The organism is Flavobacterium orientale (assembly GCF_014638005.1).
Lineage (GTDB): Bacteria > Bacteroidota > Bacteroidia > Flavobacteriales > Flavobacteriaceae > Flavobacterium > Flavobacterium orientale.
The window spans coordinates 239,312-264,324 of sequence record NZ_BMFG01000001.1 but is presented as its reverse complement, the minus strand read 5'-3'; the positions used below and the strand labels follow the sequence as shown (position 1 = coordinate 264,324).

Below are 25,013 nucleotides of genomic sequence, written 5' to 3'. Positions count from 1 at the left end.
AGTTTATGCTAACTAGCAAAAATGCGTAAGCTTAGACAAAAACCAATGAAAACCACTGCTTGTCACACTGAGCCTGTCGAAGTGCTCTTGATACTCTACGAATCACGCTCTACGAAGTCACTTATAAGTCTTCGACTCCCGATGGCTCTATCGGCTCAGACTGACAGCTCAATAAGGAATTGTGATTAATCTAATCATAAAGTTTGTGCTAACTAGCAAAAATGATTCTACTTAGACAAAAACCAATGAATACCGATAAACCAAAGACGGGTCAACTCCAACGATACTTCAACGATACTCCGACGATAGGAAGTCTATCCAATCCCAATGATTCAAATCCAAAAATCTAAAAATCTAAAAACTGTAAACTCTTTTTAAGACGGCACAGTGAGGTTAAATAAACGTCTTGATTTTGCTCCCTTTAGGGTCGGGGCAAACAAAATCAAGACGTTTATTTAACCTCACCCAGACAATACCCCGACAATACTTCGACGATACTCCGACGATACCCCGACGATAGTTCGACTTTAATGCGACGAAAAAGTTTCGTAAAACAGAAAATACAACGATTAACCGGTTAAACCCTTAAACTTTTAAACTTTAAACAATCAAAAAACCACCCTTCTCACAACAACCACCCCATCCGAAGTAGTCACACGAACAAGCAGCACCTGAGAAGCAACCTCCAACGAGTCAAAAGAAGTAGTAAACCCGTTAATAGAAGATGTCGAAGCCAACAATCGACCCCGAACATCAAACAACTCCACCGTTGCCAAAGCAGCAATCGAACTGGAGACGTGCAAAGAAGTAGCCTCCTTATACACCCACACCGAATTAGAAGCTATCACCTCATCCACACCTAGCGTTTGATTCGTAAAACGAAGTACAAAACGAGTATCATGCGTTCCCGTTGGCGAAGAAAAAGAATACGGTCCCGATTTCAAATCATGAACCACCTGAAGCTGTAAATCCTCCAAGTAAACGTCCTGATTGTCAAACAAACCATCAAAATGAGTCAAACCGATTTGATACATACCGGCTGCCGTACAAACATACCCTAAAGGTAGAAGATCACTATCAGAAAAAGGAAGAGCCTTCCCTTGCGTACCTAATTTAGTGGCACCAACAAAAGTATACAGATTCAAACCATTAGCACCACTAGTCGTTTTACCGTCAAAACCACGATCTAAACCATTGGTAGCACTTTCCACATAACCCACCAAAGCCTGCTTAAAAGCCTGCGTAGCCGGATTAGTAATATGCAACCACAAACGATGACGTTCTAAATTATCAATAGCGTCCGCTGGATCAGTACTAACAGAAGTAGCTGCCGTCCTAAAAAACGACATATTGTTACCCGCCACTCGCATCGAATTAGAAAACGTAGCCACACCACTCTGCAAAGCCCCAATAAAAAACCCTTGCCCTGAAGAAATATACCGAGAAGGCACTGTAGGATTAGGCCCCGCTACCGGCGTTCCAAATCCCGTCATGGTAGCCCCCGTAAAATTATAGGTGGCATAATCGTTTGGTGAATATTGACCGTTAGTATATGGCGTATTGTGTGTCCACAAATAAACCGTGGCATCCAATACATTTTCATTCAAAGGATCCAATAAAAAGGCATGAATATCCAACGCACTCGGATACGGATTACCTAACAAATTCCAATCACTGGTTCCCGTAGCATCCACCGCATGGGTATACGTCCCGTTATTAGGTACGCCCGTAAATACCCCTTGAAAGATGGTTTGCGTAGTATTGTTAAAACTCTCGGGACCTCGAACAATATAACCTCTCGCCGGTACCATCAAATGAATCGGATTAGGGTCAGTCGCTAAAAACAACTGATGCCAATTGTCTATCAATGCATTATAAGAATAATACCGAATGATGTTGGTCAAAGGAGAAAAACTTCGAATGTTTTGCCCCATCACCGGACTGGACCAATAGGTATAATCACTTTTAAACATAGGTTGCGACAACCTACGGTAGGTAATCGTTCCCGTATTCGTCACATCAGCATCCTGCAACAAACTGGATAAATTATCAAAGTAAAGCAATTGACCCGGAGCCACAACCACTTCATTAGCCACCCATAACGTAACATTCGAATTAACCGAAATATTGCCGTTAATCACCTGCACCGCACAAGCCTGCATATTGGAAGCAATCGTATAATTACCCACAAAGTCAAACACAACGGTTCGGTTAGCATTTGGAGGTTCAGGCAACCAAGCCGTACCATTCCAAATAGAAACCGGACGACTCACCAATACAGGGGTTGACCCAATAGACGGACAAGCGCCGGCTTGTAAAACCGCTCTAAAATAACGATCGCCCCAAAAGGTGCCCATATCCGTAGATTCCAATTGAGAAGCGGTGCTAGCAATAGGCGTTACATTCTGCGTAAAAGCAGCATCATCCGCATACTCCCACCCAATAATAGATCCGGTGAATCCATTTAGTGTGATGGGTTCAGGGGCTACTGTTCCACAAAGCGACTGATTAGCAGAAATAGTGCCTATTTCCGGCAACGGCAACACCGTAATAGTAGCAGAACTACTGGTAAAACAACCGTTAGCCCCTAAAGCAGTTCCGGTATAAACAGAAGTAGTAGAAGGTTTAGCATAAACTATACCGGTGGGTGTTCCGGGAATATAAGGTTGCGTACCTGCCGCATCAAAATACAAACCGGTATCCGGTGTCCATGTTACTTCAAGAGCCAGATTACCCGAAATGCGAACATTGTCAATGGCCCAGCCATAATCCCAAGTAGCATCAAAATAGAACCGTATTTTCACGTTGGAATTACCCACCAAACTAGTCATATTCACATTCGCATTTACAAACGAAGACGCAGCTCCTTGTGAAGCCGTGTATCCCTGCAACAATTCCCAAGTAGCTCCATTGTCCAACGAATATTCAACTCGGGCTCTGTTTCCGGGAATGAACCGCAAATAATGCCAAAAACTCAAATTGGCAGTAGTATAACCCACCAAACTGATGGAAGGCGACTCCAAATAGGTTCGGGTTCGGTTACTACTGGGTGAACCTTGCGCATCCGAATTACTCAAATAAAAACGAGACGCATCATTACTGCTGAAGGCGATGTTCCAATAAGTACTCGTATAATTATAAATACTGTTGCGTAAGGTCCACGCGGCAGCAGCTATATTTCCTCCGGTTGACAAATTGGTAGTGGTCCAGTTATTGGTCAAGCCATTAAAATCTTCTGAAAAGATAGTTACGGGTACGGCAGCTTCTAAACTCGCCGTTAACAAAATACTCTCCGACTCACAAATTGTAGCCGTAGCGGGGATAACAGATATAGCGGGTGGCTCAGGCCTTACCGTAATCGAATAAGTGACCACGCGTGTACACAAACTACCCGAAGTTTGCGTCAAAGTCAATTGATACGTAGTAGTAGTCTCGGGAGTAAAAGTAAATCCGGCAGCTATTGAACCATTGACACCCAACGCCGGTGACCAAGTAAACGTATCATAGGCTTCATATCCGGTAACCGTAATCAATCCGGTAGTCTCGCCTTTACATATACTGATGGAAGTTTCACTCAAACTCACCGCCGGAGCCGCACTCACCGAAGCGGTAACAGGAGTTACTAAAGAGGTACATATATTAGTAAATCGCCAATTATACGCATACAAATAAAAGGTATTATCATAACCATTACCGGTGATAGAAGCTACAGAGGACGAATAAGGATAGGCTGCATTTTCAATATTAACTAACAAACCGTCTGTGGGCATGTCTTCCACATACAACAAATAATTGCCGGGCTGCAAATCAACACCTATTGGAATCAATTGAGCTGTAGAACCCCCTGCCGAACTTGTGACAAATGGAATAGTAGCTAACGTAACATTAAAGGAGTTTCGCAAAACCAACACCCCACTCTGACCGGCTACATTCGGATAAATATCCACCGACTGAAAATTAGTTGCCGCAGAAACAGAAAAGGATACAAATGTTTCAATGTTCAAAATACCTTGAGCTCCACCTTGAATAACAGGAGATAATGGCCCTGCTGTTACCAAGCCCCCCGGAGCCTTCGACTGAACATAATAGGTAGTGGTAGCAAATAAAGTTGGCGTGGTAAATGTTTCTCCAACACCCACCAACTCGTCTAAAGTAGCATTAGAATACCACTCAAGGGTAGCCCCTGGAGCAGCAGTAGCACTCAACACAGTGGAACCACCACCACACAAAGAACCACCAACAACCGGCAATAGAGCCGGAGCAGCACAATCAGTACTAAACGTTTGCACCAAACTCCAAATACTTTGATTCGTAGGACCACAATTACCTCTAACCCAAACATAATAAAGTGTAGCCGCATTCAAACCGGTGATATTGGCTGTAGTGATACCGACAGCAACACTTCCGGTTGGTGTCACACCACTACCCGGAATGGAATTAAACGTACTCACATAATAATCATAACCATTGGAAGGTTCAGGGTCAGAAGCGGTCCAAGAAAGGTTGGCTGTTGTAACGCCAACACTTGTAACTGTTAAAGCAGTCGGCTCAAAACAAGTGGGAGAAACAATAACACTGATATCATCAATCATCAATTGGCTTTGATTAGAAAAACTATACGACTGAAATCCTAGGTGAAACACCGTATTTGTCACCGGAGTAAAATCAACTGTAGCCGGCTGATAGACCGTATTAATAATATTTGGTAAGTCCAAAATAGTAATATTCATTCCCGCTACCGAAGGATCAGTACCCAATCGAACCCTAAGATTCTCAGCAAACAAACCGGCACTCAAAGTGGTATAACTAAATTTTAAACGGTAAGTAACCCCCGCAGTCAACTGCAACCCCGGTAGGAAAAACCAATCGTTAGAATCCACAGCTCCTGATGTTGTTAAATGAAAAGCATTAGGCAAAGAAGCCGCTATAGAATTTTTTGTTTGCCATTGCACACCATCTGTGTTTTCATCGGAAACCGTAAAACAAACCGGAGCAGCATCAACAGGTGTAGTATCAAAGTTTTGAAAATAAGGTATGGTATAATAACCACATAGCGTAGTTACTGTTGTGGTGACGCTATTATAATTACAACTTAAACCTACCGCTCTCACCCTAAAATAATAGGTTTTAACAGGTTCAAGCCCATTTATAACAATTGAAGTTGCACCTCCGGTTGACAAAGCAGTATAACCGGGAACTAATGCTGTGAATGATGCATTTAAAGAGACATCAATTAAATAATCAGATGCACTGGCTACAGCATCCCAATTAGCCGTAAATGCATTACCTCCAACAGCCGTAGCATTCGGATTCAAAGGAGCCGGAATGCAGGTAGTTCGGGTAGCCGAAAGCATAGAAGATAAATTGTAAAACGGAGCTCCTAAACATCCCGAGTTATAAGGAATCACCCAATAATAATAAGTGGTATTGGGTGTCAAACCGGTTTGGTTAAAAGTAGTAGCTGCTGAAATGCCAACAACTGTGTAAGTTCCGTTAATGATGTTGTTTACAGCATAAAAAGTACGGTTGGGCACATCGGCAACAGTGGGTGGCGTATTGACAGTACTTCTTAGTATCAAATAATTAGTCGGAGCCGGGCTGGCAGCTGTAAAACTGTTTCCGGTAAAACTAGTAGCAGTCACATTTGAATTTCCAATCCCTAAATTAGACGGAACTCCCGTTGGAGTAACACAGGCTACTGACGGCGTATAAGTATAACGCAAACCATTGTTAGGATATTCGGTAAGACTGGTTCGAACGGTATTTGAATTCGCTACTCCGTTGGCTGTTTTTGTATGCCATGGAGCATTGGTATTAGAACCCGCCTGTGATCTGTTGTTAATATTACCTTGAAGAAACACATTGGTTGCTCCACGAATACCTACTTGTGCATTGATTGCCGAAACTTCTTCAGGAGCACAAACCCCATAAGAAAACGAAATAACATTAGTGGTTTCCTGCAATCGAATCTGAAAATTAAAATTCCCCGGAAGTGAGCCTCTTCTGGCATTGGTCCACTGAACAACAAAAGTCCTGTTAGGTGCTGTTCCGATGGTGGCATAAACAATAGGATCAGTGGTACTGATTAAATTCATACCTAAGGCACTAATCGTTCCACCCCCTATAAACGTGGCGGTATTACTCAAAGGATTGTAAGCAGTAGGGGCGATTTGATTGGAAAAGGAGATAAAACCATTGGGATTCAAAAAACACTGATTGTGAGTAACACCATCATAAGTAAATGTAAACCCTAAAGGAGCAATATAAGTGCTGCCCGAAACATGATTGTCCCAAGGCACGTCATAAGCAATTGTAGTACCGGTTGACAAAGGAGTATAGGTGCTCAACGACTCCGCAAAAGTATAAGTAGCAACTTGAGCCGTAGCTGTAAAACACACAAAAACAAATAGCAGTAGCAAAACAATCTTATGGTATAAGACGCCCACTAAAGCTGTTTTTTTATGGAACGAAGACGTAAAGTAATCTTTTGTCATCTGAATTAAATACTATAAATACGGCCATTGTAACTGCCTAAAAATAAATCAACTACAAGTGACTGCTTGTTTTTGGAAAGCCTATAAAAATACATCAATTCTTCAAATATTTCAATTCTACAACTTGTATTTTGAAGTATTCGACCAAAGGTGTTTTTTTTTCGCCAAACTACACGTTTGCAATACTATATTTCTTATGAATTAATAAAATCGTTTTTTTGTAGTGCTCCCGGATTCCCTTTTTACAGGAAGGTGTAAGTTAAAACTACAATCTTAAATCGGATAATAAAAAAGCCCTTCCATAACGAAAGGGCTTTGTACTGGTATATAAGTTTTAAATGCTTAAGCCATTCCATTATATTGACGGTCTGCTTTTTTCATTAAAGCACGAATCAACAACGTTTTAGTAGAAAAACCAGACTGTAAATACTGCTCTTTTTTTGATGGTAATTTAACCGTTTGAACAGAAACACCTTGAACAGATACTGCAGCTCCCGAAAACCATGAAGTCATATTCAAAGCAGCAACAGTTTCGTTTGCAGTTTGCAACAAAGCAACCGCTTCTTTCTCCGTAACAATTGTCATCCCTTGAGTAGAAGTTGCATTTTGAGCAGTTCCTGAAAAAGCAACCATAAGGGTTAAAACGATGCTTAAGAAAAGTGACTTGTTAACTACTGATTTCATATCTGTTATTTCTGATTTCTGATGTAAAACTAGAGTAGCTTACAAGGGTTTCAACATTTTTTCGTCAAACTGTTAGAATACTCGTTGAAGTCCTCTTGCCGATTTTTTGAAAGGTGGAAATGTGCATTTCGTCGATAATTCATCTAAAATCAATAGGGTGCATTTTATCGAGAAAATGAAGTATATCAACGATTTTCAAAGGCTGGTTTATAAAAAAACAACCCTTCCAAAAGGGAAGGGCTGTTCTGAATTTATAATAACCTTTTTGCTTACCAAAGTACTTTTTGAGTCATCTCGCCTGAAGTAGTGACTACTTTTACGAGCACCACTTGATTAGACAACATTCCTAAAGAAAGTGAAGCCTCGTTAGAGTTAAACGCACCTCTTGTTGCAATAACTCGTCCACTCAAATCATAAACGGTTACGTTTACTAAATCAGTTTCAGTAACTTTTGCAAAAGTCATAAAAAAAGGCATTTACTGTAATTGTATTTTCCTACATCTTTTTTGATTTGTTGACGCCATGGTAATCCCATAGAAAAGCCATGGTGAAGCTATGAAAAACAAAATAACTGTTTTTATGTTTTTTCTTACTAAGAAAACCCAAATAAAAACAACTGACAGCAATCCAAATAAACTAGCGTATTGAGCTAAAAAGAAGTGATAAAATTCAAAGGTTGATCAGCAAGAACAAGGTAAAAAAATAGGATAAAAAAAAACACCCTTCTATGGCGGGAAAGGTGTTTGAACAATGCTAACTAAAAATGTATAAAGCCAAATGGCGTTATTTCTTATTGCGGAACCATCCTAAATTCAATTCATTAAAATGAAAGTTAATTTCAGAATCCAAAGTGGTTTTATTAAATATCAGTAATTCGTTATCAATTGTATAAACCAAAAAACGGCTTTCCTCCAATTGCACTTGAACTACTTGTGATGCTACAATCTCTTTGGAAATATCCAAATATTCAAAAGTTATTTTATCCGGATAAACACTTAATTCCTTCTGCGTATGCACACCATCGTAAGTGCCAACCAACCAACCGGGAACGGCTATGGTTTGCTCTACAAAGGCTTCTTGTATCGGCTCGCTTTCACAGCTCGTTAAAAGCAATAACCCGATAAATGCAAATAAAAGGTGACGCATAATTTAATTTTACGGAATGGAGGCCAACTTAATCTTCTAATTATGAAGAACCTAAACCATTTGTTGAGCGTAAAACTAAGGGGTTTATCTATGGATAGGTACTTTTTTCGATAACATACTGAAATAATCGTTAAATGAAACCTTTTGTACCGTTTGTCGATAAAAGTAATAACAGTAACTACTAAATTGGCTACAGAATACTACAAGCAGTATATTTTAACTTAAACAATCACAATAGCTTAGAGCTAACAAAAGTAAAGTGTAGCAAACAAAAAACTCCCCAATTGCTTGAGGAGTTTTCTAAAAATCTATTTTCTATTAAGCTTGTCCTGTCGGACCAAAGTTCAAAGGAATCTGAGGTTGATCAGAATCTTTAATCTCACCATTTGCTTTTTCAAACCTTTGAATGTTTTCTGCAATTGCTTTCAACAAACGCTTAGCGTGTTGAGGCGTGAGAATGATTCTGGATTTTACTTTTGCCTTAGGTACACCAGGCATTAAAGTTACAAAATCCAAGACAAATTCAGAATGCGAATGATTGATGATAGCTAAGTTGGAATAAATCCCTTCTGCTATTTTTTCATCCAATTCAATATTGATTTGACCTTGTTGTGGATTGTTATCACTCATAGCTCTTAATAATTATATTCTTCTTTGGCCGCCATTAACTCATTGTAATCTTCTTTAGAACCTACAATGATGTTGTTGTATTCTCTCATACCCGTTCCTGCCGGAATACGGTGACCTACAATAACGTTTTCTTTCAAGCCTTCTAAAGTATCTACTTTTCCGGCAACTGCCGCTTCGTTTAATACTTTGGTTGTCTCTTGGAACGATGCTGCCGATATAAACGATTTGGTTTGCAACGACGCTCTTGTGATACCTTGAAGCACCGGAGTAGCTGTAGCTGTAATTACATCACGGGCTACTGCCAAATTCTTATCTTCACGTTTTAACTGTGAGTTTTCATCACGCAACTCTCTTGGCGTAATCATCTGACCCGGTCTTAAATTTTGAGAATCACCTGCATCTTCCACAACTTTCATTCCGAACAACTTATCGTTTTCAACAATAAAGTCTTTCGTGTGAACCAATTGCTCTTCTAAGAACAAGGTATCTCCTGGATCTTCAACACGCACTTTACGCATCATCTGACGAATAACTACCTCAAAGTGTTTGTCGTTGATTTTTACCCCTTGCAAACGGTATACCTCTTGAATTTCATTAACCAAATACTGTTGAACAGCAGAAGGTCCTTGAATTCTCAAAATATCTTCCGGTGTAATAGCTCCGTCAGATAAAGGTAAACCTGCTTTGATAAAGTCGTTCTCTTGAACCAAGATTTGGTTTGATAATTTAACCAAGTACTTTTTAACTTCACCAAACTTAGATTCTACGATAATCTCACGGTTACCACGTTTGATTTTTCCAAAAGTAACAACACCGTCAATTTCAGAAACCACAGCTGGGTTAGAAGGATTACGAGCTTCAAGTAACTCGGTAATTCTTGGTAAACCTCCGGTGATATCTCCTGATTTAGAAGAACGTCTTGGGATTTTTACTAAAATTTTACCGGCTTTAATCTTATCACCATCATCTACCATTAAGTGGGCTCCTACAGGTAAGTTGTACGAACGAATTAACTCGCCATCTTTACCGTAAATCAATAATGTAGGTACTAATTTTTTATTACGAGACTCAGAAATAACTTTTTCCTGGAATCCGGTTTGCTCATCAATCTCAACCTGGAACGATTGTCCTTGTTCTAAATCTTCGTAAGCAATTTTACCGGTAAATTCCGAAATAATTACCCCATTATAAGGGTCCCATTTACAGATTAACGTTCCTTTATCAACTACATCGCCATTTTTAACAGCAATAGTAGAACCATAAGGAATGTTGTGTGTATTCAATACAATTCCTGTGTTTTCATCAACCAATTTCAATTCTGTTGAACGAGAAACAACAATATCTACTAAGTTACCTTCACCGTCTTCACTCTTAACCGTTTTAAGATCTTCTAATTCTAAACGACCTCTAAAACGGGTGATGATGCTTGACTCTTCAGAAATACCACCGGCAACACCACCTACGTGGAACGTACGAAGTGTTAACTGAGTTCCCGGCTCACCAATTGACTGAGCAGCAACTACACCAACAGCTTCACCACGTTGAATCATTCTTCCCGTAGCTAAGTTTCTTCCGTAACATTTAGCACAAATACCTTTTTCAGCTTCACAAGTTAAAGGCGAACGTACTTCTACTCGTTCGATTGGAGATGCTTCGATAGCTTTCATTACAGCTTCTGTAATTTCAGCACCACCTTCAATCAACACTTCTAAATTCATAGGATTGATTACATCTTGAAGAGCAACACGTCCTAAGATACGTTCTCCTAAAGTTTCAACAATCTCTTCATTCTTTTTCAAAGCAGAAACTTCAATACCACGTAAAGTACCACAATCTACAGAGTTTACAATTACATCTTGCGATACATCATGTAACCTTCTGGTCAAGTATCCGGCATCAGCTGTTTTCAAAGCCGTATCCGCTAGTCCTTTACGAGCACCGTGAGTAGAGATAAAGTATTCTAAAATCGAAAGACCTTCTTTAAAGTTAGAAAGAATTGGATTTTCAATAATCTCTCCACCACCGGCTGTAGATTTTTTAGGCTTAGCCATCAAACCACGCATACCGGTTAACTGACGAATCTGTTCCTTAGAACCCCTCGCTCCTGAATCAAGCATCATATACACTGAGTTGAAACCTTGACGGTCTTCTCTAATGTTTTTCATCGCTAATTCAGTAAGCATGGCGTTGGTTGATGTCCAAACGTCAATTACTTGGTTGTAACGCTCATTATTAGTAATCAGACCCATGTTATAGTTGACAGAAATAGCATCAACTTGCTCATTGGCATCTGCAATTAATTCATTTTTTTGATCCGGAACTTTAATGTCACCTAAAGAGAAGGACAAACCTCCTTTGAAAGCGAACTTAAAGCCCATATCTTTAATATTATCAAGGAAAGCAGCTGTTGTTGGTACATTGGTTACCGCTAAAATTTTACCGATAATGTCACGTAACGATTTCTTAGTCAATACCTCATTGATATATCCTGCAGCTTCCGGAACTACTTCATTAAACAATACTCTACCTGCAGTAGTTTGTATTATTTTATAAACCAATTCGCCTTTTTCATTAAAATCTTTAGCTCTGATTTTTACACGAGCATTCAATTCTACGCGTCCTTCATTCAAAGCAATATTTGCTTCTTCAGCCGAATAGAAGGATAAACCTTCACCTAAAATTGGATGTTCCGGTGTAGACAAACGCTCTTTGGTCATATAATAAAGACCCAAAACCATGTCTTGAGAAGGTACCGTAATTGGAGCACCATTTGCCGGATTCAAGATATTGTGTGAAGCCAACATTAATAATTGTGACTCCAAAATAGCCTCTGGTCCTAACGGTAAATGTACCGCCATCTGGTCACCATCAAAATCCGCGTTAAAAGCCGTACACACTAATGGGTGTAATTGGATTGCTTTTCCTTCAATTAATTTTGGTTGGAAAGCTTGGATACCCAAACGGTGTAATGTAGGAGCACGGTTAAGTAATACCGGATGTCCTTTGATTACATTTTCAAGGATGTCCCATACTACAGGCTCTTTTTTATCTATGATTTTCTTAGCCGATTTTACTGTTTTAACAATACCTCTTTCTATCAATTTACGGATAACAAAAGGTTTGAACAATTCAGCTGCCATATCTTTTGGCAAACCACATTCGAACAATTTCAATTCCGGTCCAACAACAATTACCGAACGAGCAGAATAATCCACACGTTTACCTAATAAGTTTTGACGGAAACGACCTTGTTTTCCTTTTAACGAATCCGAAAGTGATTTCAACGGACGGTTAGATTCTGTTTTAACAGCAGACGCTTTACGCGTGTTGTCAAACAACGAATCTACCGCTTCTTGCAACATACGCTTTTCGTTTCTCAAGATTACTTCAGGAGCTTTAATCTCCATCAATCTTTTTAAACGGTTGTTACGTATAATTACACGACGGTATAAGTCATTCAAATCGGAAGTTGCAAAACGACCTCCATCAAGCGGCACCAACGGACGTAATTCTGGTGGAATAACCGGAATTACTTTTAAAATCATCCATTCCGGACGGTTTTCTCTGTTTAAATTAGCTTCACGGAACGATTCTACAACTTGAAGACGTTTTAACGCCTCCGTTTTTCTTTGTTTTGATGTTTCGTTATTAGCAGCATGACGCAAATCATAAGACAATTGGTCAAGATTTGTTCTCGCTAATAAATCCATAATACATTCAGCACCCATTTTGGCGATGAATTTATTTGGATCATTCTCATCTAAATATTGATTCTCCATTGGAAGAGAATCTAATATAGTAAGGTATTCTTCTTCTGTAAGGAAATCCAAACGCTGTAAGGATTCGCCTTCTGCATTTTTAGCAATACCGGCTTGAATTACTACATAACGTTCGTAGTAAATAATCATATCTAATTTCTTAGACGGTAAACCTAATATGTAACCAATTTTGTTTGGTAACGAACGGAAATACCAAATATGAGCAATTGGAACTACCAAATTAATGTGTCCAACTCTGTCACGACGTACTTTTTTCTCTGTTACTTCAACACCACAACGGTCACAAACAATTCCTTTATATCGGATACGTTTGTATTTTCCACAAGCACATTCATAATCCTTTACAGGTCCAAAAATACGCTCACAAAACAATCCGTCACGTTCCGGTTTGTGTGTTCTATAGTTAATTGTTTCAGGCTTTAATACCTCACCTCTTGATTCTGCCAACATAGATTCCGGAGAAGCCAAGCCGATGGTGATTTTGTCAAACCTTTTAACGGTAGTTTTATCTTTATTGTTTCTATTATTCATCATAATTTCTGAAAATTAAAGTGGTTTGTTGTGGGTGTTGGTTGTAAAAAATTAAATTACAACCAACACCTTACAACGCTATTATTCCTCTAAACGAATGTCTAATCCAAGACCTTTCAATTCATGCATTAATACATTGAACGATTCAGGCAATCCCGGTTCCGGCATTTGCTCACCCTTAACGATTGCCTCGTAAGTTTTAGCTCTTCCGATTACGTCATCCGATTTAACCGTCAAAATTTCACGTAAGGTACTTGAAGCTCCATAAGCCTCTAAAGCCCAAACCTCCATCTCTCCAAAACGCTGACCTCCAAATTGTGCCTTACCACCTAATGGTTGTTGAGTAATCAACGAGTAAGGTCCGATGGAACGTGCGTGCATTTTATCGTCAACCATATGTCCTAATTTCAACATATAAATAACACCCACTGTTGCTGCTTGATGGAAACGCTCTCCGGTTCCACCATCATACAAATAGGTATGACCAAATTGTGGAATTCCGGCTTCATCAGTCAATTCATTGATTTGATCAAGTGTTGCTCCGTCAAAGATTGGTGTAGCATATTTTCTACCTAATTTTTGACCTGCCCATCCTAATACCGTTTCATAAATCTGTCCGATATTCATACGAGAAGGTACCCCAAGTGGATTCAATACGATATCAACCGGTGTTCCGTCTTCTAAGAATGGCATATCTTCCTGACGAACGATACGTGCCACAATACCTTTGTTTCCGTGACGACCTGCCATTTTATCACCCACTTTCAGTTTACGCTTTTTAGCAATATAAACTTTAGCTAATTTTAAAATTCCGGCTGGTAATTCATCTCCAACGGTAATGGTGAATTTCTCTCTACGTAAAGCTCCTTGTAAATCGTTCAATTTGATTTTGTAATTGTGAATCAAATCGTTTACTAAGAAGTTTGTTTCGTCATCAGAAACCCATTGTCCTTTTGTTAAGTGAGCAAAATCATCAACCGCGTTCAACATTTTTAAGGTGTATTTTTTACCTTTTGGTAAAACTTCTTCCCCTAAATCATTCATGACACCTTGTGATGTTTTACCATTAACAATAGTAAACAACTTGTCAACTAATTTTTCTTTTAGCTCATTGAATTTAACTTCAAATTCAGTTTCCAATACCGCTAAATCATCTTTATCTTTTGTGCGTTTGCGTTTATCTTTAACCGCTCTTGCAAATAATTTTTTGTTCAACACAACACCGTGTAAAGATGGCGACGCTTTCAAAGAAGCATCTTTCACATCACCGGCTTTGTCACCAAAAATGGCACGTAATAATTTTTCTTCCGGTGTTGGATCAGATTCTCCTTTTGGAGTAATCTTTCCGATAAGAATGTCGCCGGGTTTAACTTCGGCACCAATTCTAATCATACCATTTTCATCCAAATCTTTAGTAGCCTCTTCCGATACGTTAGGGATATCATTAGTTAATTCTTCATTACCTAATTTTGTATCACGAACTTCTAAAGAATACTCATCAATGTGAATAGAAGTAAAAATATCATCACGAACTACTTTTTCAGAAATTACAATAGCATCCTCAAAGTTGTAACCTTTCCATGGCATAAACGCCACTTTCATGTTTCTACCGATAGCTAGTTCTCCGTTTTGTGTAGCATAACCTTCACATAAAACCTGACCTTTAGCAACTCTATCCCCTTTTCTTACAATTGGTTTTAGGTTGATACACGTACTTTGATTGGTTTTTTGGAATTTGGTTAAGTTGTAGGTTACTTCATCCGAATCAAAACTTACCATTCGCATACGATCAGAACGATCATATTTTATAGTAATCATGTTCGCATCTACATATTCTACAACACCATCACCTTCTGAATTAATCAAAACACGAGAGTCTTTAGCAACTTGACGCTCTAAACCAGTTCCAACAATTGGAGCTTCAGGACGCAACAAAGGTACAGCCTGACGCATCATGTTTGAACCCATCAACGCACGGTTCGCATCATCATGTTCCAAGAAAGGAATCAATGAAGCAGAAATCGATGCAATTTGATTAGGTGCAACGTCTGTATAATGTACACTTGCAGGATCAACAACAGGGAAATCACCTTCTTCACGAGCAATAACTTTATCTGCTGAAATTTTACCATCAGCCGACATTTCAATGTTAGCTTGAGCAATTAATTTACCTTCTTCTTCCTCTGCACTTAAGTAGATTGGTTCAGAAACTAAATCAACTTTTCCGTTGGTTACTTTACGATAAGGTGTCTCGATGAATCCCATACCGTTTACTTTTGCATAAACACCAAGCGAAGAAATCAAACCAATGTTTGGTCCCTCAGGTGTTTCAATCGGACATAAACGCCCGTAATGCGTATAGTGAACGTCACGCACCTCAAATCCGGCTCTCTCTCTTGAAAGTCCACCTGGTCCAAGTGCTGATAATCTTCTTTTGTGTGTTAATTCAGCCAATGGATTCGTTTGATCCATAAACTGAGACAACTGATTGGTTCCGAAGAAAGAATTGATTACCGATGATAATGTTTTCGCATTAATCAAATCGATTGGTGTAAACACCTCGTTATCTCTAACGTTCATTCGCTCACGGATGGTTCTTGCCATACGGGCTAAACCAACACCAAATTGTTGAGAAAGTTGTTCACCAACTGTTCTCACACGACGGTTTGATAAGTGATCAATATCATCAATCTCTGCTTTAGAGTTGATCAATTCAATCAAATATTTCACAATGGTAATGATATCTTCTTTAGTCAATACTTGTTTGTCTATAGAAATATCTAAACCTAATTTTTTGTTCATTCTATAACGACCAACTTCACCTAAGTTATAACGTTGATCAGAGAAGAATAATTTATCAATAATGCCTCGAGCAGTTTCTTCATCAGGCGGTTCTGCATTACGCAACTGACGGTAGATGTGCTCTACGGCTTCTTTTTCTGAATTGGTAGGGTCTTTTTGTAACGTATTGTGGATGATAGCATAATCTGCTTGATTATTATCTTCTTTGTGTAACAAAATAGACTTCACATTAGAATCAATGATTTCCTCAACATTATCCTTGTCGATAATAGTATCACGATCTAATATGATTTCGTTTCTTTCAATAGAAACAACTTCTCCTGTATCTTCATCTACGAAATCTTCATGCCATGTGTTCAATACACGTGCAGCAAGTTTCCGACCTACATATTTTTTTAGACCTGTTTTAGAAACTTTAATTTCTTCAGCTAAGTCAAAAATTTCAAGAATATCTTTATCTCTTTCAAAACCAATAGCTCTGAAAAGTGTTGTTACCGGTAACTTTTTCTTTCTGTCGATGTAAGCATACATGACATTGTTGATATCGGTAGCAAATTCAATCCATGATCCTTTGAAAGGAATAACACGGGCTGAGTATAATTTAGTTCCATTAGCGTGGAAAGATTGACCAAAGAAAACCCCTGGAGAACGGTGTAATTGCGAAACTACAACTCGCTCAGCACCGTTTATAACAAAAGTACCACTAGGTGTCATATAAGGGATAGTTCCCAAATAGACATCTTGTACTATGGTTTCAAAATCTTCATGTTCAGGATCAGTACAATAAAGTTTTAAACGTGCTTTTAATGGCACACTGTAGGTCAAACCTCTTTCGATACATTCTTGTATAGAATAACGAGGTGGATCTACAAAATAATCTAAAAATTCAAGTACAAAATTATTTCTTGTATCGGTGATTGGAAAGTTTTCCATGAAGGTGTTATATAAACCTTCGTTGCCTCTTTCGTCAGATTTCGTTTCCAATTGGAAGAAATCCTTAAAAGATTTTACCTGTATATCCAAAAAATCAGGATATTGAGGTATATTTTTAGTTGAGGCAAAATTCAATCTTTCAGTCTGATTAGTTATCATCTATGGACAAAATTTTGATTAAAAAAAAGTAATTATTTTTGTGTAAACACACTGTTTAATTAATACTTTCTTTTTGTAATCAATACATCTTTAAAAATTTTTCAGATTGCTCTGTCTTAATTTTCTTTCTTCGTAGTGATCAAAAATAATTGGGTATTTTAAACTATTTGATAATAAAATAATATATAATTTTATTATACGAAAAATGGTTTAGGTCGTTGGAGGTTAATCCAAGACCTAAACCTAGTTCTTAAAACTTAAGTGAACTTATTTAAGCTCAACAACAGCTCCAGCTTCTTCTAAAGATTTTTTAAGACCTTCAGCCTCATCTTTAGAAACGCCTTCTTTAACATTTGATGGAGCAGCATCAACTAAATCTTTAGCCTCTTTAAGACCTAAACCTGTTAATTCTTTAACCGCTTTTACTACAGCTAATTTAGAAGCACCAGCTTCTTTTAAAACTACAGTAAATTCAGTTTGCTCTTCAGCAGCAGCAGTTTCACCACCACCAACAGCAGGACCGGCAACTACAGCAGCAGCTGCAGGCTCGATACCATACTCATCTTTTAATATTGTAGCTAACTCATTAACTTCTTTTACAGTTAAATTAACTAATTGTTCTGCGAATTGTTTCAAATCTGCCATTTTTTCTATCGATTTAAAAAGTTTGTAATATATGATTTATTAAGTGCGTTCTCGCGGTTTTCTTATCGTTCAGATAAGGTTTTAACAATACCTGCAATTTTGCCACCACCTGATTTAAGAGCGGATACAACATTTTTAGCAGGAGATTGTAGAAGTCCGATGATTTCTCCGATAACTTCTTCTTTTGATTTAAGAGATACTAAGGCGTCTAATTGGTTGTCACCAATAAATACAGCCTGGTGTATGTAAGCTCCTTTTAAAAGAGGTCTATCCGATTTTTTACGGAATTCTTTAATGATTTTTGCAGGAGCGTTTCCGTTCTCAGCAATCATTATTGAAGTATTTCCTTTTAATATTGAAGGTAAATCTCCATAATCATTAGCAGAAGCTTCCATTGCTTTTTCCAATAAGGTGTTTTTTACAACATTCAATTGGATACCGGCTTTGAAACAAGCTCTTCTTAGATTTGAAGTAGTTTCAGCATTAAGGTTAGAAATATCTGCAATGTAGACAACATTACTATCAGCCAACTGTGCAGTTAAATCTTCAATAACTCTTGATTTTTCTTCTCTAGTCATAATATAATTGTTTAACTACCAATTAAACTGCTTTAGGATCTAAAGCAATAGCAGGACTCATAGTACTTGATAAGTGAATAGACTTAATATAAGTACCTTTTGCCGCAGTTGGTTTTAATTTTAATAAAGTTTGTATAATTTCGTGAGCATTATCTACAAGTTTGTCCGCCTCGAAAGAAACTTTTCCGATACCTGCATGCACAATTCCTGTTTTATCAACTTTAAAGTCAATTTTACCGGCTTTAACCTCGGCAACAGCTTTTGCAACATCCATAGTAACCGTTCCGGTTTTTGGATTTGGCATTAAACCTCTTGGACCTAAAATACGTCCTAATGGACCTAATTTACCCATAACAGCAGGCATAGTGATGATCACATCAACATCTGTCCAACCGTCTTTGATTTTTTGTAAATAGTCATCTAAACCTACGTGGTCTGCACCCGCAGCTCTAGCTTCTGCTTCTTTATCCGGAGTTACAAGAGCCAAAACTCTCATATCTTTTCCTGTTCCATGAGGCAATGTTACCACTCCTCTAACCATTTGATTTGCCTTTCTTGGATCTACACCTAAACGAACTGCGATGTCTACTGATTCATCAAATTTTGCTGAAGCAACTTCTTTCAATAAAGATGAAGCATCTTTTAAAGAATACAATTTACTTTTTTCAATTTTTGATGCAGCTACTTTCTGCTTTTTTGTCAATTTTGCCATGTCTATCTAATTAAAAAGGAGCAGCTCCTGTTACAGTTATACCCATAGAACGTGCAGTTCCTGCAATCATACTCATCGCTTTTTCAATTGTAAAAGCATTTAAGTCAACGATTTTGTCTTCTGCGATAGTTCTAATTTGGTCCCAAGTAACACTCGCTACTTTCTTACGATTCGGTTGGCCTGACCCTGACTTTAATTTTGCAGCATCCAATAATTGGATAGCGGCTGGTGGAGTTTTTACAACAAAATCAAATGATTTGTCTTTGTATACAGTAATCTGTACGGGTAAAACTTTGCCGGGCTTATCTTGAGTTCTCGCATTAAATTGCTTACAGAACTCCATGATGTTAACTCCAGCAGCTCCCAAAGCAGGTCCGACCGGTGGCGAAGGATTCGCGGCACCTCCCTTAACTTGTAGTTTAACTACTTTACTAATTTCTTTAGCCATTTGTTTAAAAAAAATTTAGCACATCTCAGTTGGAAGCAAGACGTGATTTATAATAGATGTAACAATTATACTTTTTCAACTTGAGCAAAAGCCAACTCTAATGGTGTTTTTCTTCCGAAAATCTTAACCATTACTTCCAGTTTACGCTTCTCCTCATTTATTTTTTCAACAGTTCCATTAAATCCGTTAAATGGACCGTCAACAACTTTTATAGTTTCTCCGATGTTGTAAGGAATATTTTGAGTGTCTGTAGAAACAGATAATTCATCCACTTTTCCTAACATGCGATTCACCTCTGCCATACGTAATGGAACAGGATCACCACCTTTAACTTCACCTAAAAACCCAATAACACCGGTAATTGATTTAATGATATGTGGTATCTCACCTGATAAATTAGCTTCAATCATCACATAACCCGGAAAATAAACTCGCTCTTTAGCAATTTTTTTTCCGTCTCTCACTTGAAACACTTTTTCAGTTGGAACTAATACCTGAGCAATGTAATCAGCCAAATTAAGACGAGAAATTTCAGTTTCTATATAGGTCTTAACTTTGTTTTCCTGACCACTTACTGCCCGAACTACATACCACTTCTTTAAATTATTTTCAGTCATAATAGTCATTATCCTTTTATCAAACTAAAAATACCGGAGATAACTTTTGTAAAAACTTCATCAACTCCCCAGATTGCTAATGAAAAAACTATTGTAAACACGGCTACAATAATCGTAAGTCGTTGCACTTCTGCCCAAGGCAACCAAGTAACATTTGACTTCAACTCTCCGAAAGCTTCTGAGATATAATTTACAACTTTTGTCATTGTTTTATCGTTTTGGCACGGATGGAGAGATTCGAACTCCCATCAACGGTTTTGGAGACCGCTATTCTACCCTTGAACTACACCCGTTTGTTAAAAGCCAGCCATATCCCTAAGAACATGAACTGGCTTTATATATTTAAAAATTACTCAACGATTTCAGTTACCTGACCAGCACCTACAGTTCTACCACCTTCACGGATAGCGAAACGTAAACCTACGTTCAAAGCAATTGCACTTAATAAAGTTACGTCGATAGTTAAGTTATCACCTGGCATTACCATTTCAACTCCGGCTGGCAAATTAATAGTACCAGTTACGTCAGTTGTTCTAACATAGAACTGTGGACGGTAGTTATTGTGGAATGGCGTGTGACGACCACCTTCTTCTTTTTTCAAGATATAAACCTCAGCTTTGAATTTAGAGTGTGGTTTAACTGAACCTGGTTTACAAATAACCATTCCTCTTTTAATATCTTCTTTTGCAACACCTCTTAATAAGATACCTGCGTTATCTCCAGCTTCACCTCTATCAAGGATTTGACGGAACATTTCGATACCGGTAACTGTAGAAGTTAATTTCTCAGCACCCATACCAATGATTTCAACCGGATCTCCAGTATTACAAATTCCTGTTTCGATACGACCTGTAGCAACAGTTCCACGTCCAGTAATTGTAAATACATCTTCAACTGGCATTAAGAAAGGTTTTGCAATATCTCTTTCCGGCTCTTGAATCCAATTATCAACAGCTTCCATCAATTCAAGAATTTTTGGAGTCCAAGTAGGATCATTATTTAATCCACCCAAAGCTGAACCTTGGATAACTGGACTATTATCTCCATCATAATCATAGAATGATAATAAATCTCTGATTTCCATTTCTACTAACTCTAAAAGCTCAGCATCATCAACCATATCCACTTTGTTCATGAATACAACGATTCTAGGAATACCTACCTGACGTCCTAAAAGGATGTGCTCACGAGTTTGTGGCATTGGTCCGTCAGTTGCAGCTACTACAAGGATAGCTCCATCCATTTGAGCAGCACCTGTAACCATGTTCTTTACGTAATCCGCGTGACCTGGACAGTCAACGTGTGCATAATGACGATTAGCAGTTTCATACTCAACGTGAGATGTATTGATAGTAATACCTCTTTCTTTTTCTTCTGGAGCATTATCAATTTGATCAAATGATTTTGCTTGACAATAACCTGCGTCAGATAATACTTTAGTAATAGCCGCAGTTAATGTTGTTTTTCCATGATCCACGTGCCCAATAGTACCAATATTAAGGTGTGGCTTGTTACGATTAAAATTTTCTTTTGCCATTTTAATTAATTTAAATCTTAGTTATATAATAGTGTTTAATTCATACAATTTTGAGCCAATGACGGGATTTGAACCCGTGACCTCTTCCTTACCAAGGAAGCACTCTACCCCTGAGCTACACCGGCAGTTTCCTTGGTTAATTACCAACTTGAATCATCTCATTGCTTCGATAATTCATAAGAGCAAACTCTTATACGCAATCTTTTGAAACATATTCAAAAGAATAGTGGGGAGAGCAGGATTCGAACCTGCGAAGGTTTCCCAACGGATTTACAGTCCGTCCTCGTTGGCCGCTTGAGTATCTCCCCGAACCTTTTATTACAATCTTTTAATGAACTTTTTCAAAATGTATATTTTATCTTACATTCTAAATTTAAAATCACATTTTTTTTGAGCCGATGGAGGGACTCGAACCCACGACCTGCTGATTACAAATCAGCTGCTCTAGCCAGCTGAGCTACACCGGCATGACTCAATAAAAAAAGTCCGCTATTTCTAACGGACTGCAAATGTAGAGATTTTATTTGTCAATCAAAAAAAATATTCAAATTTTTTTCTTATATATGTGTTCTGATTTTTTCTTTTCTTTTTAAAAGCAATCGTTCTAGGGCATCTGCCGATGAATCAACAGCTTCTTCAAAACTTTTGCACTGTTTTTTCACCATCAAATCATCTCCCGGAACATGCATTCTAATCTCTACTATTTTATTTTCTTTTTCACTGGTTGCCTCAACCTTTAAAAAAACATCTGCCACAATCACTTTGTCATAATATTTTTCTAATTTATCCATACGTTCTTGAACAAAATCAACTAGCTTTCTGTCAACATTAAAGTTAACGGCATGAATGTTTACCTTCATAATTAAGTTTTTATTGGGTTACACAAAATAAATTATTAGTTGTTTCTGGGATGTGCATCTTGGTAAACTTTTTTAAGCTCTGATAAACTACTATGAGTATATACTTGTGTAGATGCCAAACTGGAATGTCCTAATAATTCTTTTACTGAATTTAAATTTGCTCCGTGGTTTAACATGTGCGTCGCAAACGTATGACGCAAAATGTGAGGACTTTTTTTTACCTTCTCGGAGACACCACTAAAGTAAGAATTTATTAAACGATATACAAAACTATCATTCAATTTAACACCTTTTTGGGTAAGAAATAAATAGTCAGACCCACCCATATTGCCAAATGACTCACGTTCTTTCATATAGCTTTGGAGTTGCTGAATTATAATCGGAAGCAAAGGCAGTATTCGCTCTTTGTTTCTTTTACCTAACACCTTAATAGTGTTGGTCGCAAAATCAATGGATGTTAATTTCAGATTAATTAATTCGGCTCTACGAATTCCGGTAGTATAAAATAAATCAATAATCAATTTATCACGAATGCCTTCAAATCCGTCCGGATATACCAATTGATTCAATACCAAATTAATTTCTTTTTCAGAAAAGGGTATTTGTAACGTTTTAGGTGTTTTTAAAGCGGTATGTTTGAGTAACGGACTAGATGAAATAGCTTTAATTCTAAGCAAAAATCGATAATACGCTTTTAAAGAGGAAATTTTTCTATTAATCGTTCGATTAGAAATTTCCTGGTCAGAAAGGAAAACAATCCAACTTCGGATCTGTGGATACACTACTAAAGTAATAGTGTCTTGATCATAGGTTTGGTTTACAAAAGTCGAAAATTCCAAAATATCCCTTTGATACGCCAAAACAGTGTGAGGAGAATACTTCTTTTGATACTGCAAATAATCGATAAAAGCCTTAACATTTGATTCCATAAAAAAACCGCTAGGTTCAAAGTTATAAAAACTTCTCAATCTAGCGGTTACTATTGTATTTAAAATGCTCTTAAATTTCTACACTGTCTCGCAATGTTTGAATGTATTGAGCTTTTTGAACTTGTGCTCTTTTCACAACAGAAGGTTTAATAAATGCTTGACGTGCTCTTAACTGACGAACAGTTCCTGTTTTATCAAATTTTCTTTTGTAGCGTTTTAACGCTCTGTCGATATTTTCTCCGTCTTTAATTGGGATAATTAACATAATCTAGACACCTCCTCTCATTTAGTGGGTGCAAAAGTAACATTTATTTTGAATTCTAAATCAGAAACTTGAAATTATTTTTATAAACCGTTTTGAATAGGAGTTTAAAAATAAATTCTTAACGCTTCCATTTCTAAAATATTTTTATCCTCATTTATTTCTTTTTGATTATTTTTATTGAAAAATATGTTTTTCTATAGTTGCTCCATCATACTAATCCTTTCAAGTTATATTCCGCTGTTTCAAAACCCTCATTGGTTTTTTAGATTTTTCGAATTTGGAAAAGTACAATTATTTCAACTTTTATTGATAACTAGTACTGCCGGGTTTATTTTCATTGAAGATAAAGGCTTCTTATTTATTGTAGTTATCAGTTTAAATTTGCTAACGCTACTATTTCATGGGATCCACTTATTCCCTTATTCAAAACTACATGCAATCCCTAAAAACATAAAAACGAATTCGTGCTCTCAAACCATAAGTATTATTTCTGCTAATGTTTACCAAAAAAACACGGCTTATAATCGGTTTTCGGAGGTAGTAGTAAAACACAATCCGGATATATTCTTAACCATGGAATCCAATAAAGATTGGGAAAATGCACTTTCACATTTTGACCAAACCTATCCTTTTCATATAAAAGTCGCTTTAGAAAACACCTATGGTATTCATTTGTTTTCTAAATTGAAAATCATTTCTCATCAAGTACATTATTTTGTTGCCGATGACATTCCGTGTATTGAAGCAAAACTCATATCAAACGACGGTTTTGTGTTTAACTTTTTTGGAGTGCATCCTCCCCCACCTAGCCCAACAGAAGAAGAAAATGCCAAAGAGAGAGACGGTGAATTGTTAAGTGTTGCCAAAGTGGTCAAGTCAAAAAAGGAACCTAGTGTGGTGGTGGGTGATTTTAATAATGTTGCTTGGGCCAAATCGGCATTGCTTTTTAGAAAAACAAGCGAACTTATTGATGCTCGAATCGGAAGAGGTTTGTTTTCTACTTTTCATGCCAAATATTGGTTCTTTAGATTTCCGATTGATTTGTTTTTTCACTCTACGGATGTATTTGTTGACAAGCTAAAAACATTGGACTATTTTGGCTCCGATCATTTTCCGATTTATAGTTCGTTTTACATCAATAAAAAAAATAAGGAACAGGAAGAATTGATTGAAACTCTCGAAAATGAAGAGAAAACGGAAATAAATCAAATAATAAAAGACGGCATTAACGAAGAAAGCGAAAACCGTGATTGATTTTCGCTTC

General features: G+C 37.6%; 19 protein-coding genes and 4 tRNA genes. 2 read left to right on the top strand and 21 right to left on the bottom strand.

Going from position 1 to position 25,013, the window contains the following annotated elements; genetic code table 11:
- Positions 1–221: 221 nt before the first annotated feature.
- Positions 222–350, top strand: coding sequence for a hypothetical protein (locus IEV15_RS14665; RefSeq protein ID WP_262891219.1), 129 nt, complete (start codon positions 222–224; stop codon positions 348–350).
- Between the two features lie 258 nt (positions 351–608).
- On the opposite strand, the gene IEV15_RS01210 is transcribed toward IEV15_RS14665, so the two are convergent.
- The 21 genes from IEV15_RS01210 to rpsU all read right to left on the bottom strand — a co-directional run bounded on the left by IEV15_RS01210 (position 609) and on the right by rpsU (position 23,749).
- Positions 609–6,494, bottom strand: coding sequence for a RemA C-terminal-like gliding motility protein (locus tag IEV15_RS01210; RefSeq protein WP_188360665.1), 5,886 nt, complete (start codon positions 6,492–6,494; stop codon positions 609–611).
- 342 nt (positions 6,495–6,836) lie between these two features.
- Complete coding sequence (locus IEV15_RS01205) at positions 6,837–7,178, bottom strand: hypothetical protein (protein ID WP_188360664.1); 342 nt, start codon at positions 7,176–7,178, stop codon at positions 6,837–6,839.
- 269 nt (positions 7,179–7,447) lie between these two features.
- Positions 7,448–7,642 carry a DUF8694 domain-containing protein gene (locus IEV15_RS01200; RefSeq protein ID WP_188360663.1) on the bottom strand — a complete coding sequence of 65 codons (195 nt, stop codon included), beginning with the start codon at positions 7,640–7,642 and terminating at the stop codon, positions 7,448–7,450.
- Between the two features lie 319 nt (positions 7,643–7,961).
- Complete coding sequence (locus IEV15_RS01195) at positions 7,962–8,324, bottom strand: hypothetical protein (protein WP_188360662.1); 363 nt, start codon at positions 8,322–8,324, stop codon at positions 7,962–7,964.
- A 318-nt stretch (positions 8,325–8,642) separates the two neighbouring features.
- Entirely contained in the window at positions 8,643–8,954 is a 312-nt protein-coding gene (locus IEV15_RS01190; RefSeq protein WP_188360661.1) for a DUF3467 domain-containing protein, read from the bottom strand.
- Between the two features lie 5 nt (positions 8,955–8,959).
- Positions 8,960–13,267, bottom strand: coding sequence for a DNA-directed RNA polymerase subunit beta' (gene rpoC, locus IEV15_RS01185; protein ID WP_188360660.1), 4,308 nt, complete (start codon positions 13,265–13,267; stop codon positions 8,960–8,962).
- Positions 13,268–13,345: 78 nt separating this feature from the next.
- Positions 13,346–17,158 carry a DNA-directed RNA polymerase subunit beta gene (gene rpoB, locus IEV15_RS01180; protein ID WP_188360659.1) on the bottom strand — a complete coding sequence of 1,271 codons (3,813 nt, stop codon included), beginning with the start codon at positions 17,156–17,158 and terminating at the stop codon, positions 13,346–13,348.
- A 267-nt stretch (positions 17,159–17,425) separates the two neighbouring features.
- On the bottom strand, positions 17,426–17,803 hold the full coding sequence (gene rplL, locus IEV15_RS01175; RefSeq protein WP_188360658.1) for a 50S ribosomal protein L7/L12: 378 nt from the start codon (positions 17,801–17,803) through the stop codon (positions 17,426–17,428).
- A gap of 62 nt (positions 17,804–17,865) precedes the next feature.
- Entirely contained in the window at positions 17,866–18,381 is a 516-nt protein-coding gene (gene rplJ, locus IEV15_RS01170) for a 50S ribosomal protein L10 (RefSeq protein WP_188360657.1), read from the bottom strand.
- A gap of 22 nt (positions 18,382–18,403) precedes the next feature.
- On the bottom strand, positions 18,404–19,093 hold the full coding sequence (rplA, locus tag IEV15_RS01165; RefSeq protein ID WP_188360656.1) for a 50S ribosomal protein L1: 690 nt from the start codon (positions 19,091–19,093) through the stop codon (positions 18,404–18,406).
- Between the two features lie 10 nt (positions 19,094–19,103).
- The gene (gene rplK, locus IEV15_RS01160; protein WP_188360655.1) at positions 19,104–19,541 is read right to left on the bottom strand and encodes a 50S ribosomal protein L11; all 438 of its coding nucleotides are present in this window, start codon (positions 19,539–19,541) and stop codon (positions 19,104–19,106) included.
- A gap of 65 nt (positions 19,542–19,606) precedes the next feature.
- Positions 19,607–20,158, bottom strand: a complete 552-nt coding sequence (nusG, locus tag IEV15_RS01155; protein ID WP_188360654.1) for a transcription termination/antitermination protein NusG — start codon at positions 20,156–20,158, stop codon at positions 19,607–19,609.
- A gap of 8 nt (positions 20,159–20,166) precedes the next feature.
- Positions 20,167–20,364: a preprotein translocase subunit SecE gene (secE, locus tag IEV15_RS01150; protein ID WP_188360653.1), complete on the bottom strand. Its 198-nt coding sequence runs from the start codon at positions 20,362–20,364 to the stop codon at positions 20,167–20,169.
- 13 nt (positions 20,365–20,377) lie between these two features.
- Positions 20,378–20,451: transfer RNA gene (locus IEV15_RS01145), tRNA-Trp, on the bottom strand.
- Between the two features lie 56 nt (positions 20,452–20,507).
- Positions 20,508–21,695, bottom strand: coding sequence for an elongation factor Tu (gene tuf / locus IEV15_RS01140; RefSeq protein ID WP_188360652.1), 1,188 nt, complete (start codon positions 21,693–21,695; stop codon positions 20,508–20,510).
- A 53-nt stretch (positions 21,696–21,748) separates the two neighbouring features.
- A tRNA-Thr gene (locus IEV15_RS01135) sits at positions 21,749–21,820 on the bottom strand.
- 102 nt (positions 21,821–21,922) lie between these two features.
- Positions 21,923–22,003: transfer RNA gene (locus IEV15_RS01130), tRNA-Tyr, on the bottom strand.
- 85 nt (positions 22,004–22,088) lie between these two features.
- A tRNA-Thr gene (locus IEV15_RS01125) sits at positions 22,089–22,162 on the bottom strand.
- A gap of 90 nt (positions 22,163–22,252) precedes the next feature.
- The gene (gene hpf, locus IEV15_RS01120; RefSeq protein WP_188360651.1) at positions 22,253–22,555 is read right to left on the bottom strand and encodes a ribosome hibernation-promoting factor, HPF/YfiA family; all 303 of its coding nucleotides are present in this window, start codon (positions 22,553–22,555) and stop codon (positions 22,253–22,255) included.
- A 35-nt stretch (positions 22,556–22,590) separates the two neighbouring features.
- Complete coding sequence (locus tag IEV15_RS01115) at positions 22,591–23,484, bottom strand: tyrosine-type recombinase/integrase (RefSeq protein ID WP_188360650.1); 894 nt, start codon at positions 23,482–23,484, stop codon at positions 22,591–22,593.
- A 70-nt stretch (positions 23,485–23,554) separates the two neighbouring features.
- A complete protein-coding gene (gene rpsU, locus IEV15_RS01110; RefSeq protein WP_188360649.1) occupies positions 23,555–23,749 on the bottom strand; it encodes a 30S ribosomal protein S21 in 195 nt (64 codons plus the stop codon).
- A gap of 186 nt (positions 23,750–23,935) precedes the next feature.
- Between rpsU and IEV15_RS01105 the strand changes: the two genes are divergently transcribed.
- Complete coding sequence (locus IEV15_RS01105) at positions 23,936–25,003, top strand: endonuclease/exonuclease/phosphatase family protein (RefSeq protein ID WP_188360648.1); 1,068 nt, start codon at positions 23,936–23,938, stop codon at positions 25,001–25,003.
- Positions 25,004–25,013 lie beyond the last annotated feature (10 nt).